The sequence below is a fragment of the Galactobacter valiniphilus genome, assembly GCF_003575975.1.
Taxonomy (GTDB): Bacteria; Actinomycetota; Actinomycetes; order Actinomycetales; family Micrococcaceae; genus Galactobacter; species Galactobacter valiniphilus.
Genome location: NZ_QQXK01000038.1, coordinates 1 through 16174 on the forward strand (window position 1 = coordinate 1; position 16174 = coordinate 16174).

The window sequence follows — 16174 nt, forward strand, 5'->3', positions numbered from 1 at the left end:
CCGATACCGCGAACCCGTCGACTTCATCTCATCAGCATCCCGCGAGCCTCACCCGACATATGGGAGACACGCCCTAGTCCGCGCCCCGCCCGCCTCGCCACGCGCCGTCGTGCACCGGAAGCGACCGGCGCGCCGCGCCGCCAAGGCGCCCCACTCCCGTGACGCGGGGCTATGGTCGTCGCATCATTCGAGTGACGCGCGTCACGTGCCGCGCGCCCTTCCCCCGGAGGAGCCTTGGTGTCTGCACAGGAAAACGGTGCACAGCAGGTGCACGAAGACGACGACGCGGCGCATCTCGCCTCGCTCGGTTACGACTACGATCCCGCGTTCAAGCGCGAGATGACCTTCTGGGGGAACGTCTCCCTCGGATTCACCTACCTCTCGCCCGTCGTGGGCATCTACTCGCTCTTCGCGATGTCGCTCGGCTACGGTGGGCCGCCCATGATCTGGGCGCTCGTCATCGTGGGCTTTGGGCAGTGGCTCGTGGCCTGCGTGTTCGGCGAGGTGGTCTCCAACTATCCGGTGGCCGGCGGCGTGTACCCGTGGTCGCGGCGGCTGTGGGGCCGCAAGTGGGGGTGGATGAACGGCTGGATCTACCTCGTGGCGCTGCTCGTGACGATCGCGTCGGTGTCCTACGGCGCCGGCACGTACATCGCGCCGCTGCTCGGGCTCGAGGCCACGCCAGGCATCACGGTCACGTGCGCCATCGCGCTCATCATCCTCGCCACGCTCCTGAATCTGCGTGGCACCAAGCTGCTGAGCGTCGTCGCCATGATTGGCCTGCTCGCCGAGCTCGGCGGGGCGATCGTGGTGGGCGTCTGGCTGCTGATCTTCTCGCGCCACCACGACCTCTCGATCCTGTTCAACAGCTTCGGCGCGGGCGAGGGCAAGCCGTACTTCTTCGCGTTTGCCGCGGCGGCCCTCATCGGCATCTACATGTACTACGGCTTCGAGGCCTGCGGTGACGTGGCGGAGGAGATCAAGAACCCGGGTGTGCGCGTGCCCAAGGCCATGCGCATGACCATCTACATCGGCGGCGCGGCCGGCTTCTTCATCACGCTCTCGCTCCTCATGGCCACGCCGGACATCGGCGCGGTGGTGCGCGGTGAGGTGGCCGACCCGGTCTCGGAGATCCTCTCCGCCGGCTTCGGCCCCGTTGGCTACAAGATCGTGCTCATCGTGGTGCTGATTTCCTTCGTCTCGTGCGTGCTGAGCCTGCAGGCGGCAGCCTCGCGCCTGGCCTACTCCATGGCCCGCGACGGCATCCTGCCCGGTTCCGCGGCGCTTGCGCGCATCTCCTCGGTGCGCCACGTTCCGGTGGTGGCGCTGCTCGTGGCCGGCGTGGTGCCGATCCTCGTGGTGCTGCTCTCCCTGGCCTCGGCCGACGCCCTGACCTACATCATTTCCTTCGCGGCCCTCGGCATGTACATGGGCTTCCACATGGTGGTGCTGGCGGCGCTGCGGGCCCGGCTCAAGGGCTGGAAGCCGGCGGGCAAGTTCGCGATGGGCGCGTGGGGCCTGCCCGTGAACATCCTCGCGCTCGCGTGGGGCATCCTCGGCATGATCAACATGGTGGTGCCGCACTCGCCCACGGGCGTGTGGGTGACCGACTGGATCACGCTGCTCTCGGCGCTGGCCGTGGTGGCGATCGGCCTGGTCTACATGGTCATCGCCAAGCCGTACCTCAAGGGCAACGCCCCGGCCGGCGACGCGATCCCGGCGGCCGCCCGCGCCTGAGCGGCGCGCCGCCTTTCACTGCACGACGCCGCTGGCCCGCCTTGCGTGGGTCGGCGGCGTCGCGCTGTGCCCCGGTGCTCGTTGGATCAAGTGCACAACGTGCGGCACCCCGGCGAAAGTAGTGTGGATCACACCCGCGCCGGCCCTCCGGCGGCCCGGGACGAGAGACGAAAGGCCTGTGTCGTGCCCCTCCCCGCTCCCGCCTCGCAGCACCGGCCCCTCGAGGGGCTCATCGTGGCCGACTTCTCCCGCATCCTGGCCGGCCCGCTGGCCACCATGACCCTCGCCGACCTCGGCGCGCGCGTCATCAAGGTGGAGCGCCCGGGTGCCGGCGATGACACCCGCAGCTGGGGGCCGCCGTTCTCCGAGGCCGGTCAGGCCACGTACTTCGAGTCGGTGAACCGCAACAAGGAATCGCTCGAGCTGGACCTCGCGGATCCGGCGGACCGCGAGGTGGCCCGCGCCCTCGCGCTGCGCGCCGATGTGCTCGTCGAAAACTTCAAGGTGGGCGGCCTCGACAAGCTGGGCCTGGGCTACGAGGAGCTCTCAGCAGCGCACCCGGGGCTGGTCTACGCCTCGATCTCCGGCTTCGGCGACCGCGAGGGAGCCTCCCTGGCCGGCTACGACTTTGTGGTCCAGGCTCTGGGCGGCCTCATGGACGTCACGGGCGAGGCCGGCGGCGAGGCCATGAAGTCCGGCGTCGCGCTCGTGGACGTGCTGACGGCCAAGGACGCGACGATCGCGATCCTCGCGGCCCTGCGCGCCCGCGAGTCCACGGGGCGCGGCAGTCACGTGAAGGTCAATCTGCTCTCCTCGCTGCAGGGCGCGCTCGTGAACCAGGGGCAGGCGTACCTGGGGGCCGGCGTGCTGCCGACGCGCAAGGGGAACGTGCACCCGTCCATCGCGCCGTACCAATCGCTGCGTTGCGCCGACGCGCCGCTCGCCGTGGCGTGCGGCAACGACGGCCAGTTCAAGCGGCTCTGCGCCGAGCTCGGTCTGGCCGGGCTGGAGGCGGACGAGCGCTTCGCCACGAACCCGGCGCGCGTGCGCCACCGCGAGGAGCTGGAGGTGCTGCTCGAGGGCGGCCTGGCCTCCGACACCGCGGCCTGCTGGCAGGAGCGGCTCACCGCCGTGGGGGTCCCGGCCGGCAAGGTCGCGACGATCGCGGAGGGCGTCGAGTACGCGCGCGAGTTGGGCCTGGAGCCGGAGCTCGTGGTGCACGACGACGCGGGGGCGCCCGTGGGGCGCCAGTTCCGTCACCCCGCCACGTGGGTCCCGGCGTTCGAGGCACCCGCGGCGGCGCCGCCCGCGCTCGGCGCACACTCGGATGCGGTGCGCGCCTGGCTGGAGGCAGGCGCCTAAGCCGCCCGTGCGCCGTCGTGCTGTGCAACAAGGGCGCCCCGCCGGAGCGGGGCGCCCTTCGCGTTGAGCGTGTGCACAATTTCTATGCATAAAACTTGTGCATAGCGCGGAAGTCTGCCAGGCTCGTCCCCATGAGCACGCCCCAGGACTCCCTGCACCTCGATGCCCGCGCCCTCAAGGTGCTCGCGCACCCGCTGCGCTCGCGCCTGCTGAGCCAACTGCGCGTCAACGGCCCGGCCACCGCCACGGAGCTTGCCGCGGCGCTCGGCACCAACTCGGGCGCCACGAGTTATCACCTGCGCGAGCTCGAGGGCGTGGGCCTCGTGAAGGACACGGGAGAGGGGCAGGGGCGCCGGCGCGAGTGGGCCGCCGCGACCTCCTCGCACTCCTGGAACGATTCCGAGCTGCGGGACACCCCCGACGCGCGCGCCGCGCTGAACTGGCTCGGCCAGCACTACGCGCATCAGTTCGCGGAGCAGATGCAGCGCTGGAACGAGGCCAAGGACGCCTGGGGCGACCAGTGGGTCGACGTTTTCGGGCTCAGCGACAGCTTCGTCATCGTGACCCCGGAGCAGGCGCGCGAGCTGCACGCCGAACTCGACGCCGTCCTGGCGCGCTACCGCGAGGCCGACGCGGGTGACCCGCGCGCCGTGCGCAGCCAGGTCCATGTTCACCTCGCCCCGCTGGATCCCTTCGCCGTCCCGGGTGCGCCCGGACGCCAGGACGCGCCGTGAGCGCGGGCGCCCCGCTCGGCGCGGACGCCACGGCCCGCCGCTTCCTCCTGCTCACCGCCACGCGCTGGCTCCCCGTGGGGCTGACCTTCGGCATGACGGTCCTCCTGCCGGCCGAGCGCGGCATCCCCCTCGGCGAGCTCGGCCTCATCCTTGCGGCGCAGGGCGTCGTGACGCTGTTGCTCGAGGTCCCCACGGGCTCCGTGGCGGACACCTGGGGGCGGCGTCCGCTGCTCGTCGTGGCCGGGACCATCGCGCTCGCCGCGACCGTGCTCTTTGTGGTGGCCAGCTCGTTGTGGCTCTTCGCCCTCGCCTCCGCGCTGCAGGGCGTCTACCGCGCGCTCGACTCCGGCCCGCTCGAGTCCTGGTACGTCGACACGGCGCAGGCCGCCGCGCCGGGCGTGGCGATCGAGCGCACGCTGTCCCGCGCCGGGACCGTGCTCGGCTGCGCCATCGCGGGCGGCGCCGTGGTGGGCGGAAGCCTGGTGGCCTGGGACCCCGTGGGCCACGTTTCGGCGCTCGTGTTGCCGTTCGTGGTGTCAGCCGCGCTCATCGCGCTGCACACGGCGCTCACCGCCGCGCTGGTGCGGGAGCCGCGGCGCGGCTCCCGGGCCGGTGCTAGCGGGGACGTGCCCGACGGCGCGGGGCTGAGTTCCGGCCCGGGCGGCGGGGCCGCGCCGGGTCGGGAGGGCGACGGAGCGGGCGGGGGCGCGGCGGGCGATGGCAGGGCCGGCGGAAGCGTCGCCCCCGCGCCCACCGGCTGGCGGGCGCTGCTGCGCACCACCGCGAGCGGGCTCGGCCTGCTGCGCGGCTCGAAGGTCCTGCGCGGGCTCGTGCTCGTGGAGGTGTTCTGGGCGCTGGCCATGATCGGCTTCGAGACCCTCGCGCCGCTGCGGCTCAGCGACCTTCTGGGTTCGGAGGCGGCGGCCGCCGCGCTCTTCGCCCCGGCCTCGGGTGCCGCGTGGGCGCTCTTTGCCGTGGGTTCGTGGCTCGCCGGGCTGGCCGGTGCGCGCTGGGGTGTAGCCACGGGCGCCATGATCGCGCGCGTCGTCAACGGCGTTTTTGTTGCCCTTATGGCCCTCAACGCCGGGGTGGTCGGACTGCTCGCCGCCTATGGCCTGGCCTATCTGAGCCACGGCGGGGCGGGGCCGCTGCACAGCACGCTCCTGCACCGCTGCGCGAGCTCCGAGAACCGCTCCGTGGTGCTCTCGCTGAACTCCATGATCGCCTCCGGCACCTACTCCGTTGCCCTGCTCGTGGTGCTGCCGGCCGCGCAGGACTGGGGGACCGGACCCGCGCTCGTGGGGCTCGGGGTGCTCAGCACGCTCGGCGCGCTCTTCTACCTCCCGGCCCGCCGCGCCGAACGCGAGGCGGCCCTCGCTGTGCGCGCTCCCGCCCTCCAGAGCGCCGGGGGAGCCTGAGGCGAGCCCGCGCGTGGTGAGGCCCGCGCCGAACCCGGCCGCCCGCCGTCGGGCACCGGGCGCGGAACTCGACCCCGCGCCGTCGGGCACCGCCCAGGCGGCCGCGCCCGCGGCGCAGGCAAGGTGTGAGGAGGCCCACGCCGCCTGGCGCCGGGCCACACAGCGGGGCTAGTGTTCCTCCCAGTGCCCGCGGCCGTGCCCGCCGCGAGGCCGGGACCGAGCGAGGGGAGGTGGGGACGAGATGAGTGACAGTCCTCATCGAACATTGACCCCGCGCCGCTCCCGGTTGCCCCGCAACCCCTGAGCCAGGCGCCTTCAGCTTGTTCCGCGCCGCCCGGCGCCGCTTTCCCCCGCCCTCCCGTGGGCGGTGAGAGCGTGCGCGGGCGCCAGCCCTCAGGAGGCCCCGCCATGACCAACCCCGCCCGCCGCACCCCCACCGCCGCCGCCAACGCCCACCGCTTCGTCGACATCCTGGGGCGGCGCAATCCCTATCCTGGCGGCCACCGGATCGCCCGCGGGGCCCTCACCGTCTCGCTGCTCGAGGACGGCGAGGCCCAGCAGGCGCAGCAGTACCCGGCGTCCAAGACGCGGTCGGCGCTCGACTCTGCACTGCGCTGGGCCGCCGCGGCGGAGGAACTGCAGGACGCCCTGGCCGGCGCCCCCGTGGGGACCGGCGTGGAGGCTGTCGCGGACGGGGAGGCGTCCACCCCCGAGCGCCTCGTGGTGGTCGGCATCGACCTCCCGCAGGCCGAGCAGATCGCCGAGCTTGCCTCGGTGTGGGACCTGCACCCCCTGCTCGTCGAGGACCTCCTGAAGGCCGGCCAGCGCCCCAAGCTGGAGCGCTACGACGACGTGCTCTTCGTCGTCACTCGCGCAGCGACCTACCTGGATGCGGAGGAGGAGGTCGCCTTCTCCGAGTTCCACGTGCTCTGCCGCGGGAACGTGGTGGTGGTCCTGTGCCAGGAGCGCCAGGCCGAGGTGCCGTGGGACGGCGCCCGTGTCCCCCGCGACGCCGAGCTGCTCAAGCTGGGCCCGGAGGCCATGGTCTACGCCTTCCTCGACTCCCTCGTGGATGGGTACTTTCCCGTGCTGCGCGGGCTGGACATCGACAAGGAGCAGATCGAGCGCCAGGTGTTCGGCGGCGACGCTGCGGTGACGGAGCGCATCTACCGCCTGAGCCAGGAGGTCATCGACCTGCAGCACGCGGTCTCGCCGCTCGCGGCGGTGCTCGCCGGACTGCGCTCGGGCTTCGGCAAGTACGGCACGGGCGACGATCTGCGCACCTACCTGCAGGACGTGAGCGATCACCTCTCCCGCGTGAACACCACCGTGGCCGAGCTGCGCGACTCGCTCAACCAGATCCTCCAGGTCAATTCGACCCTCGTGACGCAGCGGCAGAACGAGGACATGAAGAAGATCTCCGGCTGGGCGGCCATCCTCTTTGCGCCCACGCTCATCGGCGCGGTCTACGGCATGAACTTCGACGAGATGCCCGAGCTGCATTGGAGCTTCGGGTACCCGCTCGCGGTCGGCGCGATGGCGGCGCTCGCCGTGGGCCTGTGGGTGGTCTTCCGCAAGAAGAAGTGGATGTAGCCCGGCCCACACCCCGCCCCAGCACCCCCCTGATCGGAGTGCCAAATGTCGCCAAAACGGCCGTTTTGACGACATTTGGCACTCCGATCGGGGGAGGTCGGGGCCGATGAGGGGCGGCGCAGGAGGGGTGCGGGGCCGGGCGGCGGCCCGGCGGCGACCCGGCGCGGCCAAGGCGACCACGCGCCGTCGGGCCGTGGTGAGCCGCCGTTCACCGGCGGTTCACCCGCCCGGCCTAACTTGGCCCCATGTTCGACGACGTGCGCGCCTACATCGACCGCCTCCAGACCGAGGGCTACTCCCTCGGAGAGGACTTCGACGACGACCCGGAGCTGATCGACCCCACGGGCCTGGCCGTTGACACCTGGCGCGAAAACTACCCGTACGACGAGCGGATGAGCCGCGAGGAGTACGAAACCGCCAAGTACGACCTGCAGGTGGAGCTGCTCAAGTTCCAGGCCTGGCAGCAGGCCACGGGCCATCGCCACGTCATCCTCTTCGAGGGGCGCGATGCAGCGGGCAAGGGTGGCACCATCAAGCGCTTCACCGAGCACCTGAACCCGCGCTACGCCCGCACCGTGGCGCTCTCCAAGCCCAGCGACCGCGAGCTCACGCAGTGGTACTTCCAGCGCTACGTGAAACACCTTCCCGCGGCGGGCGAGCTGGTCCTCTTCGATCGCTCTTGGTACAACCGCGCCGGCGTGGAGCGCGTCATGGGTTTCTGCTCGGACCGCGACTACCGCGAGTTCATGCGGGACGCCCCGCTCCTGGAGCGCATGCTCGTGGAGTCCGGCGTGCACCTGACCAAGTTCTGGTTCTCGGTCACGCAGTCCGAACAGCGCACGCGCTTCATCATCCGGCAGATCGACCCCGTGCGGCAATGGAAGCTCAGCCCCATGGACCTCGAATCGCTCGACCGCTGGGACGCCTACACGGAGGCCAAGGAGGAGATGTTCCGCCGCACCGATACCGAGTGGGCGCCGTGGATCACCATCAAGTCCAACGACAAGAAGCGCGCCCGCCTCAACGCCATGCGCCACTTCCTCTCCTCGGTGGAGTACGAGGGCAAGGACCCCGAGCGCATCGGCTCCCCCGATCCGCTCATCATCCAACGCGGCCGCACGGCCGTGGGCGACTGAGCGCTCCCGCGCTGTTCGTGGACCCGGTGCCCGACGACGCGCGGCCGGCCGGGTGCCCCGGCCCCCTTGGGTTGGCCGGCCCTTGCGCGCCGGGTTGGGTCGGAATCCGTGGCCGGAGGCTGACGGTGTGCTAGTTTCGCCGCCAAGGCGAACGGTCCGCCGCAGGGGGAATGCTTCGGCGATCGCGCGCCATCGAGTTTGTGCAGGATTCGTCATCACCCGTTGAAACGAGGAAGCATGCTGTTCCCAGACCCGAACACCCTGACGGCCGCGGATCTCGCCGCCGCCGAGCTCGACGCCGAGGCCCTGGGGCAGGTCGCCACGTACCGGCCCGATCTGCGCCACGCGGTGCTCGCGCACCCCAACACCTCGCCCGAGCTGGCCCAGTGGATCGTGGCGCAGCCCGACACCCCGGCCGCTCCCGCCGCTGCGGCTGAGACTGCGGCTCCCGCAGCTCCGGCAGCCGAGCCCGCCGCCCCAGCGTGGGGTGCGCCGCCCGCCGCCGAGGCACCCGCGGCTCCTGCCGCTCCGGCCGCCCCCGAGGCACCCGCCGCCCCGGCCGCCGAGCCCGCGTGGGGCCAGGCCCCGCCGCCCGCCCCCGAGCAGCCGGCTGCCGCATGGGGTGCGCCGGCGCAGACGCCGCCTGGCGCGGCCGCCCCGAACGCCCAGGCCCCGCAGGGCGGCCAGGGGGCCCAGGACGAGAACGGCTTCGACCGCGCGGTCCAGCAGGGCGCGGATGCGGCGCAGGCCTTCGGCCGCGACTTCGCCGCGCGCACGCAGGAAGTTGTGAACCAGAAGGATTTGAAGGCCTGGCTGCCGCTCGCGCTCCCGGTCTTCGCGCTGCTCGGCTTCATCTCCCTCCTGCTGCCGTTCGCTGGCGTCAAGGTGTCCTTCCTGGGGCAGAGCGCGTCGCAGAGCGTCAACGGCTTCCAGATGCTCAACGGCTTCATCGCCACCCTCATGGCCATCGTGTTGTTGGGGCTGGCGGGCTTCGGGGCCTATGTCTTCGCGACGCGGAAGGCCCAGTTCGGGAAGCTGCTCGCGATCATCGGTATGGTCGCCGGCGGCCTCGGCGTGCTCCTGAGCATCCTGGCCTTTGCTTCGGTGGGCGACGCTGCGAACAAGATGGGCGGTCTCGGCAGCGCCTCGGCCGGCTTCGGCCTGATTCTCTTCCTCATCTGCTCGCTCGTGATCGCCGCCGCGTCGGTCTTCGCGTTCATCAACGAGCGCAAGAGGGCCTGAGCCCGCAGCCGCGGAGCATCAACGCACCACGAGGGGGCGGGGCAACCCGCCCCCTCGTCGCGTCCGGTGAGGGACGTCAAGAAGCGGACCCCGCGCCGTCGTGCGCTCTCAGGGCGAGCCACAGGCGCGCCCCCACGTCCGGGTCGTCGATGTCCACGCTGAGCACCTGGGCCACGAGGCCCAGGCGGTGGCGCACGGTGTTGCGGTGCACCCCGAGCTCGCGCGCCACGTCCTCCCAGCGCCCGCGGTGGCGCAGATAGGAGCGGGCGGTTCCGAGCAGATCCGCGCGCTCGAAGCCGGCCAGGGCGGCGACCCAGGCCTCCGCCTCGCCCCCGCGGCCCTCGCTGGGGCCGGCGAGGGAACCATGGCGTGCGTCGAGGGCCGCCTCGCGCAGACCCGGCGGCGGGGGACCGAGCGGTTGGGCCGGGCCGACCGCCCCGCCAGCCCAGGCGGGCAGCTCCGGTGCGGGGGGAGCCGCGGGGGCCCCGGTGCCCGGGTCCTCGGCGGACCCGCTGACCGGCGCCGCCGCCCCGGACTCCGCGAACGCAGCGACGGGCAGCGGCACCCAGGCCAGCCCCTCGTCGTCGACCCGGTGCGGGAAGCCGGCGGCGCTGGGCACCCGCCCGTCCTCCCACATCAGCTGCGGCGCCAGCGCGAGGGCCGCCGCGGCGTCGAGCTCCGGCCCCGTGCGCAGGCACAGCCAGCGCACGCGCTCGGGGAGGGGGCCCAGCCCCGCGTCGTCGGCGGCGAGCCGGGCGGCCTCGCCGAAGCCGGAGAGCAGCAGGAGGACCACGGCCGAACCGAGGCTTGCCGCGGCGCTCGCGAGCGTCTCGCGCTGGCGCACGCGCAGGGAGAGCAGTGTGCAGGCCGTGGCGATGAGGTCGCGGTCGGGCGCGCTGAGGCTGCGCCCAGCGCCCACCACGAGGAAGCCGCGAGCGGGCCCAGCGCCGGCGATGGGATGCGCGACGACGGCCTGGCCGTTCACCTCGAAGGTCCCCGCCGCGGGGGTGCCGCTGCGCCCCAGGCGCGCGAGGTCGGGGCGCAGGACACGCAGGGACGGGCCGGCGGTGGGCGGCCAGAGCGTGGCGCCCGCCTCGGCGCCGCTGGCACCGGTACCGGACCCGGCGCCGCTGGCGCCCGCGCCCGCGCTGGGCGGCGACCCCGCGCCGTCGAGCGGCGAGGAGGGAAGGTAGGCGGCCCAGCCGCCCAGCGCCTGGGCCACGGAACGGACGAGCTCGGTCACGGCGTGGGGGCGAGTGGCGGAGCGGACGAGCTGGGCCTGCACGCCCATGGCCTGGCGCAGTCCGGCGGTGTCGTCGCGCAGGGCCAGGCGCCAGTAGGCGCGCGAGACGTTCTGGAACGGGACGCCGTCCGGCACCACGGCGAGGGCCAGGCCGTGCTCGCGGCAGGCCTCGGTGACGGCCTCGGGGACGGCCCGCGCCCACGGGCCCAGGCCCACGCCGAGGGCCGCGACGCCGCGCGAGGCGAGCCCGGCCACGTACGCCTGCGCGCCGCCACGGACCCACGGCATGCCCGTGGTCAGGAGCAACTCGCCGCCCTCGAGGTAGGGCGTGGGGTCCTCGAGCTCGGAGACGTGCACGCCCGTAATGGGCGCGGCGGCGGGGCCGTGTCCCGCGCCCTGGCCGGGGGCGAGGCGCAGCGCCCCGGCGGAGGCGCTGATGAGCTGTTCGAGCGTGATCACAGGAAGGATCATCGCCCGCCATTGGATGATTCGTCCAATGACGAGGCTCACACCCACGCCTAGCGTGTGAGCAGGCGACGAGCGCGCCGCCTCACGAACCAGATCATCCGAACCAGGAGTCAACGCCATGACGCTGAACGGCCCCAGCCCCGCAGACCTCATCGACTTCGACGAGCTGCTGACGCCGGAGGAGCTGCAGACGCGCGCCACGGTGCGGAACTTCGTCAACGAGACGATCAAGTCGAACATCGCCGGCTGGTACGACGAGGCGCGCTTCCCCGTGGAGATCATCCCGGAGCTCGGCCGCATGGGCCTGCTCGGCATGCACCTGAAGGGCTACGGCTGCGCCGGCCGCTCCGCCGTGGAGTACGGCCTCGCCGGCGCCGAGCTCGAGGCCGGCGACTCCGGCCTGCGCACCTTCGTCTCCGTGCAGGGCTCGCTGGCCATGTCGGCGATCTACAAGCACGGTTCCGAGGAGCACAAGCAGGAGTGGCTGCCGCAGATGGCCACGGGCGAGGCCATCGGCTTCTTCGGCCTGACCGAGCCCACCGCCGGCTCCGACCCGGCCTCCATGAAGACCTTCGCCCGCCGCGACGGCGACGACTGGGTCCTGAACGGCTCCAAGCGCTGGATCGGCCTGGCCTCCCTGGCCAAGGTCGGCGTCATCTGGGCCCAGACCGACGAGGGCATCCGCGGCTTCGTGGTCCCCACCGACACCCCCGGCTTCAAGGCCACGCCGATCGCCCCGAAGATGTCCATGCGCGCCTCCGTGCAGTGCGACATCGAGCTGACCGACGTGCGCCTGCCCGGTTCGGCCGTCCTCCCCGAGGTCCGCGGACTGAAGGGCCCCTTCTCCTGCCTCAACGAGGCCCGCTACGGCATCCTGTGGGGCGCCATGGGCGCGGCCCGGGACGCCTTCGAGGACGCCCTGGCCTACTCGCAGGAGCGCATCCAGTTCGACAAGCCCATCGCCGCCTTCCAGCTCACGCAGAAGAAGCTCGTGGACATGGCGCTGGAGATCAACAAGGGCTTCCTGCTCGCGCTGCACGTGGGCCGCAAGAAGGACGCCGGCACGCTCAAGCTGCACCAGATCAGCGTGGGCAAGCTCAACAACGTCCGCGAGGCCATCGAGATCTGCCGCGAGGCCCGCACCATCCTGGGCGGCAACGGCATCTCCGCCGAGCACCCGGCCATGCGCCACGCAGCCAACCTCGAGTCGGTGCGCACCTACGAGGGCACGGACGAGGTGCACACCCTCATCCTGGGCCAGCAGCTCACCGGCATCGCCGCGTACCGCTGATGCCTTGCGGCGGCCGGGGCCTCGCGCGCCCGGCCGCCGCTCGCGCGCGTCTGGCCGGGCGCCCGGCCCCGCCGCCGTCCCGCCTGCGAGTTTGCGTGCCTTGTGCCGTGAAGCGCCTCGCTTTCACGGCACAAGGCACGCAAACTCATCGGGAGCGGCGCCGCGAACGCCGACCCACCACCCACCGGTGCCGCGAGGCACCCCACCGTTGAACCCGCCGTCGGGCCTTGAGACACCAACAGCCCGCGCCTCACCAGGAGGACCACCATGAGCGATGCTGTCGAGTTGAAGAGCCTGATCGGCGGGGACTGGCGCGAGGGCGCCGGCGCGGCCATCGAGTCAACGAACCCCGCCCGCCCGGGCGAGGTCGTGGCGCGTGGCCGCGCCGTGCTGCCCGCGGACGTCGACGACGCCTTTGCCGCGGCCCGCGCCGCGGCCCCCGCCTGGGCCGCCACCCCGCTGCACGCGCGCGGCGAGGTGCTCGCCCGCGCCGCCGCGATCATCGACGCGAACGCCGAGGCGTGGGGCGCCGAGCTGACTGCCGAGGAGGGCAAGACGCTCGCCGAGGGCATCGGCGAGGTGCGCCGCGCGGCCGCCGTGCTGCGCTACCAGGCCGAGGCCGGGAACCGCGAGCAGGGCTCGGTGTTTGCCTCCCCGCGCGCGGGCGAGCAGATCCTCGTGACCCACAAGCCGCTCGGCGTGGTGGGCGTCGTGACGCCCTTCAACTTCCCCATCGCCATCCCGGCATGGAAGATCGCGCCCGCGCTCGTCTACGGCAACACCGTCGTGTGGAAGCCGGCCTCGGCCGTGCCGTTGCTGGCCTACCGCCTGGCCTCCGCCCTGCACGACGCCGGCCTGCCCGCCGGCGTGCTCAACCTCGTCCTGGGCGGTTCGGCCCTGGGCGACGCGATCGTGGACCACGCCGAGCTGGACGGGCTGACCTTTACTGGCTCCACGGGTGTGGGCCGCTCCCTGGCCGGCCGCGTCGCCGCGCGCGGCGTGCCGATGCAGGCCGAGATGGGCGGCAAGAACGCCTCCGTGGTGCTCGCCGACGCCGACCTGGACCTGGCCGCCGAGCAGGTGCTCTTCGGCGCCTTCCGCTCCACGGGGCAGAAGTGCACCGCCACCTCGCGCCTGGTGCTGGACGAGGCGATCGCTGAGGACTTCCTCGATCGCCTGCGCGCGCTCCTGAAGAACTGGCGCGTGGGGGACCCGTCCTCCCCGGCCTCCGACATGGGCCCCGTGGTCTCCGAACGCGCGGCGTCCGACATCGCCGCCTCCGTCATGCAGGCCGTCGAGGGCGGCGCGCGCGTGGTGCTCGGCGGCGAGGCCCCCGAGGGCGCGTTCCTCGCGCCGACCCTCCTGGAGATGCCCGCCGGCGCCGCGGGCGAAGAGAACCTGGCCTGGAACGAGGAGTTCTTCGGGCCCGTGCTCTCCATCCGCCGCGTCTCCGGCGTGCGCGAGGCCTTCGAGGTCGCCAACCACGGAGATCTCGGCCTCTCCTGCGCCGTCTTCACGCGCGACATCGCCACGGCCCTCTCCGCCGTGGACGGCATCGACGTGGGCATGCTGCACGTGAACTCCGAGTCGGCCGGCGCCGACCCGCACGTGCCCTTCGGCGGTGCCAAGCGCTCCGGCTACGGCCCCAAGGAGCAGGGCCTCGCGGCGCGCGAGTTCTTCACGCACACCACCACGGTGTACCTGCGCGGCTGATCCGGCCGGGGCCGGCCCTGCCCGACGACGCGGCGGGGCCGGCTTCTCGACGCCCGCTCGGGTTTCGTGACAGTGTGGGGCCACGCGGCGCCGAGGGGGAGCCGCCCGAAATCGAGGAGGGCTCGTGGCCCAGTTTCTGATCGTGGCCGAGACGGACTTGAAGGGCGCGAGCCAGGGCGGAAAGTACGCCTACGCCGGCCCGCTCGCGGAGGCCGAGGCGCGGGCGCAGTTTGAGGACATCAAGTCGGGCCGCGCTCACGAGCTGGTCATTGATCGCAAGGGCGGTATCCGCACATTGGACGGGACGGGTGCCGTGACGGTGGTGTCGCGCTCGAGCCTCACGCGCGGCGTCGTGCTGGATCGCTACACGCTCTCCGAGGTGCTCTGACAGGGCCTCCGCATGGAACCTCGGTTTCGAGGTGGAGGGCGGGCTCGTGGCTCATCCCGGACCCCAGGCCGAGGTCCTGGCTCCCGTTCCCGACTACGCCCCCTCCGGCTGGGCCGGCACCGACGGCCCAAACATCCCGTGGGAGAACTGGCGCCGCCACAAGGGGCTCGGCCTGCCGCTCATGCACCTGCTCACGCTGTTCCTGCCGGAGGAGTATCGCCGCAAGGGACCGGAGTACGTGGGCATTGCCTTCTTCGCCGCTGGCGGCGAGGGCGGCGAGGAGACCCACGATGGCCCCGAGTGGGAGGCCTTCAACACTGACCTGGCCGCCGTCGTGGAGAACGCTGCGACCTCGTACCGAGTGGACGCGCTCGAGGGCCCCTGGGCGCTCATGTGGCTCACGGCCGAGCAGATCGCGGCCGGTCCCACCCCGCCGCGCCCCGACCTGCGCCCGGAGGAGGCCCGCGGGCAGATCGAGTACGGCGACGGTGAGAACGCGTGGGACAGCGTCTCGCCCACCACGCGCATCTGGCTGATCCCGCGCGAGGATCCGAATGCCGGGATCACCCCCGTGGAGTACCCGGGGGACGGGGAACAGTATGAGAGACGGTACGGCGAGGGTGGCGGGAAGCCGTGGGCTGAGAACCTCAGCCAGTGGTGCCACCTCGGCGGCACGGTGTTCAACGTGCAGGGCCTGCCGAGGGGGCTCTCGCCCTGGTATCTGGAGATCGACGAGTTCAACCACCTCAACTTTGGCGGCAACGGCACGCTGCAGGTGGACCTGGAGACCGACGTCCTCGACTGGGCCTGCTGAGGCGCATTGACCGCACGCACAAAGTGCATGCATCGCCGGGGCGGCCGCCATCGAGGACGCACGCGTAGCGTCCCTCGCGCCCCCTGACCACCCCGTTCCCGTGTGGCGAACGGGACGTTGGCGCGCGCCCCGGAGGGGTCTACTCTGAAGGCATCATGTCGCCGCGACAGTAATTTGCCGCAGGCGGCGGGCCACGCCGGAGAATCCCCACCGGCACCAGCAGTAGAGGAAGAACATGTCTGAGCAGCTTGCGGGCAAGGTCGCGATCATCACCGGTGCGGCCGGCGGTCAGGGCGCGGCGGAGGCCAAGCTCTTTGTGGAGCGCGGTGCCAAGGTCCTCATCACCGACTTCAACGACGAGCTGGGCGAGAAGACCGCCGCGGAGCTCGGCGAGAACGCCCTCTTCGCCCACCACGATGTCTCCTCCGAGGAGGACTGGGCCGCCGTGGTGGAGAAGGCCATCGAGGCCTTCGGCACCATCGACATCCTGGTCAACAACGCCGGCATCCTGAAGATGGCCCCCATCGAGGAGATCGACGCCGCCGGTTTCGACCGCATCATGGCCGTCAACGTCCGCGGCGCCTTCCTGGGCATCAAGGCCGTGCTGCCCACGCTGAAGACCAAGGGTGGTTCCATCGTGAACATCTCGTCCCTGGCCGGCATGCAGGGCCAGCCCTACGCCACCGCCTACTCGGCCTCCAAGTACGCCGTGCGCGGCCTGACCAAGTCCGCCGCCCTGGAGCTGGGCCGCTACGGCATCCGCGTGAACTCGGTGCACCCGGGCACCATCGCCACGCCCATGACCATGGCCAACCTGCGCGATCTGGACGCCCCGTTCCCGCTGGCCGCCATGAACCGCATCGGCACGCCCGCCGACATCGCCCCGCTCGTCGCCTTCCTGGCCTCCGATGAGTCCACCTACATCACGGGCGAGGAGCATGTCGTGGACGGCGGCTCGCTGGCCGGTCAGTCCGCGCAGTTCATGGACACGCTAATGTCCCAGCAGGGCTGATTGACAGTAAACTGTCAATAGCA

13 protein-coding genes are annotated in these 16174 nt (G+C 72.3%); 12 read left to right on the forward strand and 1 reads right to left on the reverse strand.

Annotated features, from left to right (window positions below):
* Positions 1-237: 237 nt before the first annotated feature.
* The 7 genes from DWB68_RS14525 (at position 238) to DWB68_RS16460 (ending at position 9222) form a co-directional block, all read left to right on the forward strand.
* A complete protein-coding gene (locus tag DWB68_RS14525; RefSeq protein ID WP_233548858.1) occupies positions 238-1737 on the forward strand; it encodes an APC family permease in 1500 nt (499 codons plus the stop codon).
* A gap of 183 nt (positions 1738-1920) precedes the next feature.
* Entirely contained in the window at positions 1921-3099 is a 1179-nt protein-coding gene (locus DWB68_RS14530) for a CaiB/BaiF CoA transferase family protein (RefSeq protein WP_119425841.1), read from the forward strand.
* Positions 3100-3230: 131 nt separating this feature from the next.
* Positions 3231-3833 (forward strand): winged helix-turn-helix domain-containing protein, encoded by a 603-nt coding sequence (locus DWB68_RS14535; protein WP_119425842.1) that lies wholly within the window; start codon positions 3231-3233, stop codon positions 3831-3833.
* Positions 3830-5251, forward strand: a complete 1422-nt coding sequence (locus tag DWB68_RS14540; RefSeq protein WP_119425843.1) for an MFS transporter — start codon at positions 3830-3832, stop codon at positions 5249-5251. Before DWB68_RS14535 ends, DWB68_RS14540 begins: the two co-directional genes overlap by 4 nt.
* Before the next feature lie 408 nt (positions 5252-5659).
* Positions 5660-6844, forward strand: a complete 1185-nt coding sequence (locus DWB68_RS14545) for a magnesium and cobalt transport protein CorA (protein ID WP_119425844.1) — start codon at positions 5660-5662, stop codon at positions 6842-6844.
* A gap of 245 nt (positions 6845-7089) precedes the next feature.
* A complete protein-coding gene (ppk2, locus tag DWB68_RS14550) occupies positions 7090-7980 on the forward strand; it encodes a polyphosphate kinase 2 (RefSeq protein ID WP_119425845.1) in 891 nt (296 codons plus the stop codon).
* Between the two features lie 237 nt (positions 7981-8217).
* On the forward strand, positions 8218-9222 hold the full coding sequence (locus DWB68_RS16460) for a variant leucine-rich repeat-containing protein (protein WP_199700471.1): 1005 nt from the start codon (positions 8218-8220) through the stop codon (positions 9220-9222).
* A 76-nt stretch (positions 9223-9298) separates the two neighbouring features.
* Here DWB68_RS16460 and DWB68_RS14560 read toward each other — a convergent pair whose 3' ends face one another.
* Positions 9299-10936 carry a PucR family transcriptional regulator gene (locus tag DWB68_RS14560; protein WP_158588329.1) on the reverse strand — a complete coding sequence of 546 codons (1638 nt, stop codon included), beginning with the start codon at positions 10934-10936 and terminating at the stop codon, positions 9299-9301.
* A 115-nt stretch (positions 10937-11051) separates the two neighbouring features.
* Between DWB68_RS14560 and DWB68_RS14565 the strand changes: the two genes are divergently transcribed.
* The 5 genes from DWB68_RS14565 (at position 11052) to DWB68_RS14585 (ending at position 16151) form a co-directional block, all read left to right on the forward strand.
* The gene (locus tag DWB68_RS14565) at positions 11052-12224 is read left to right on the forward strand and encodes an acyl-CoA dehydrogenase family protein (RefSeq protein WP_119425847.1); all 1173 of its coding nucleotides are present in this window, start codon (positions 11052-11054) and stop codon (positions 12222-12224) included.
* Positions 12225-12491: 267 nt separating this feature from the next.
* On the forward strand, positions 12492-13937 hold the full coding sequence (locus DWB68_RS14570) for an aldehyde dehydrogenase family protein (protein ID WP_119425848.1): 1446 nt from the start codon (positions 12492-12494) through the stop codon (positions 13935-13937).
* A gap of 124 nt (positions 13938-14061) precedes the next feature.
* On the forward strand, positions 14062-14325 hold the full coding sequence (locus DWB68_RS14575) for a hypothetical protein (protein WP_119425849.1): 264 nt from the start codon (positions 14062-14064) through the stop codon (positions 14323-14325).
* Positions 14326-14371: 46 nt separating this feature from the next.
* Positions 14372-15139, forward strand: a complete 768-nt coding sequence (locus DWB68_RS14580) for a hypothetical protein (RefSeq protein WP_147391704.1) — start codon at positions 14372-14374, stop codon at positions 15137-15139.
* 235 nt (positions 15140-15374) lie between these two features.
* Positions 15375-16151, forward strand: coding sequence for a glucose 1-dehydrogenase (locus tag DWB68_RS14585; RefSeq protein ID WP_119425851.1), 777 nt, complete (start codon positions 15375-15377; stop codon positions 16149-16151).
* Positions 16152-16174: the final 23 nt, after the last annotated feature.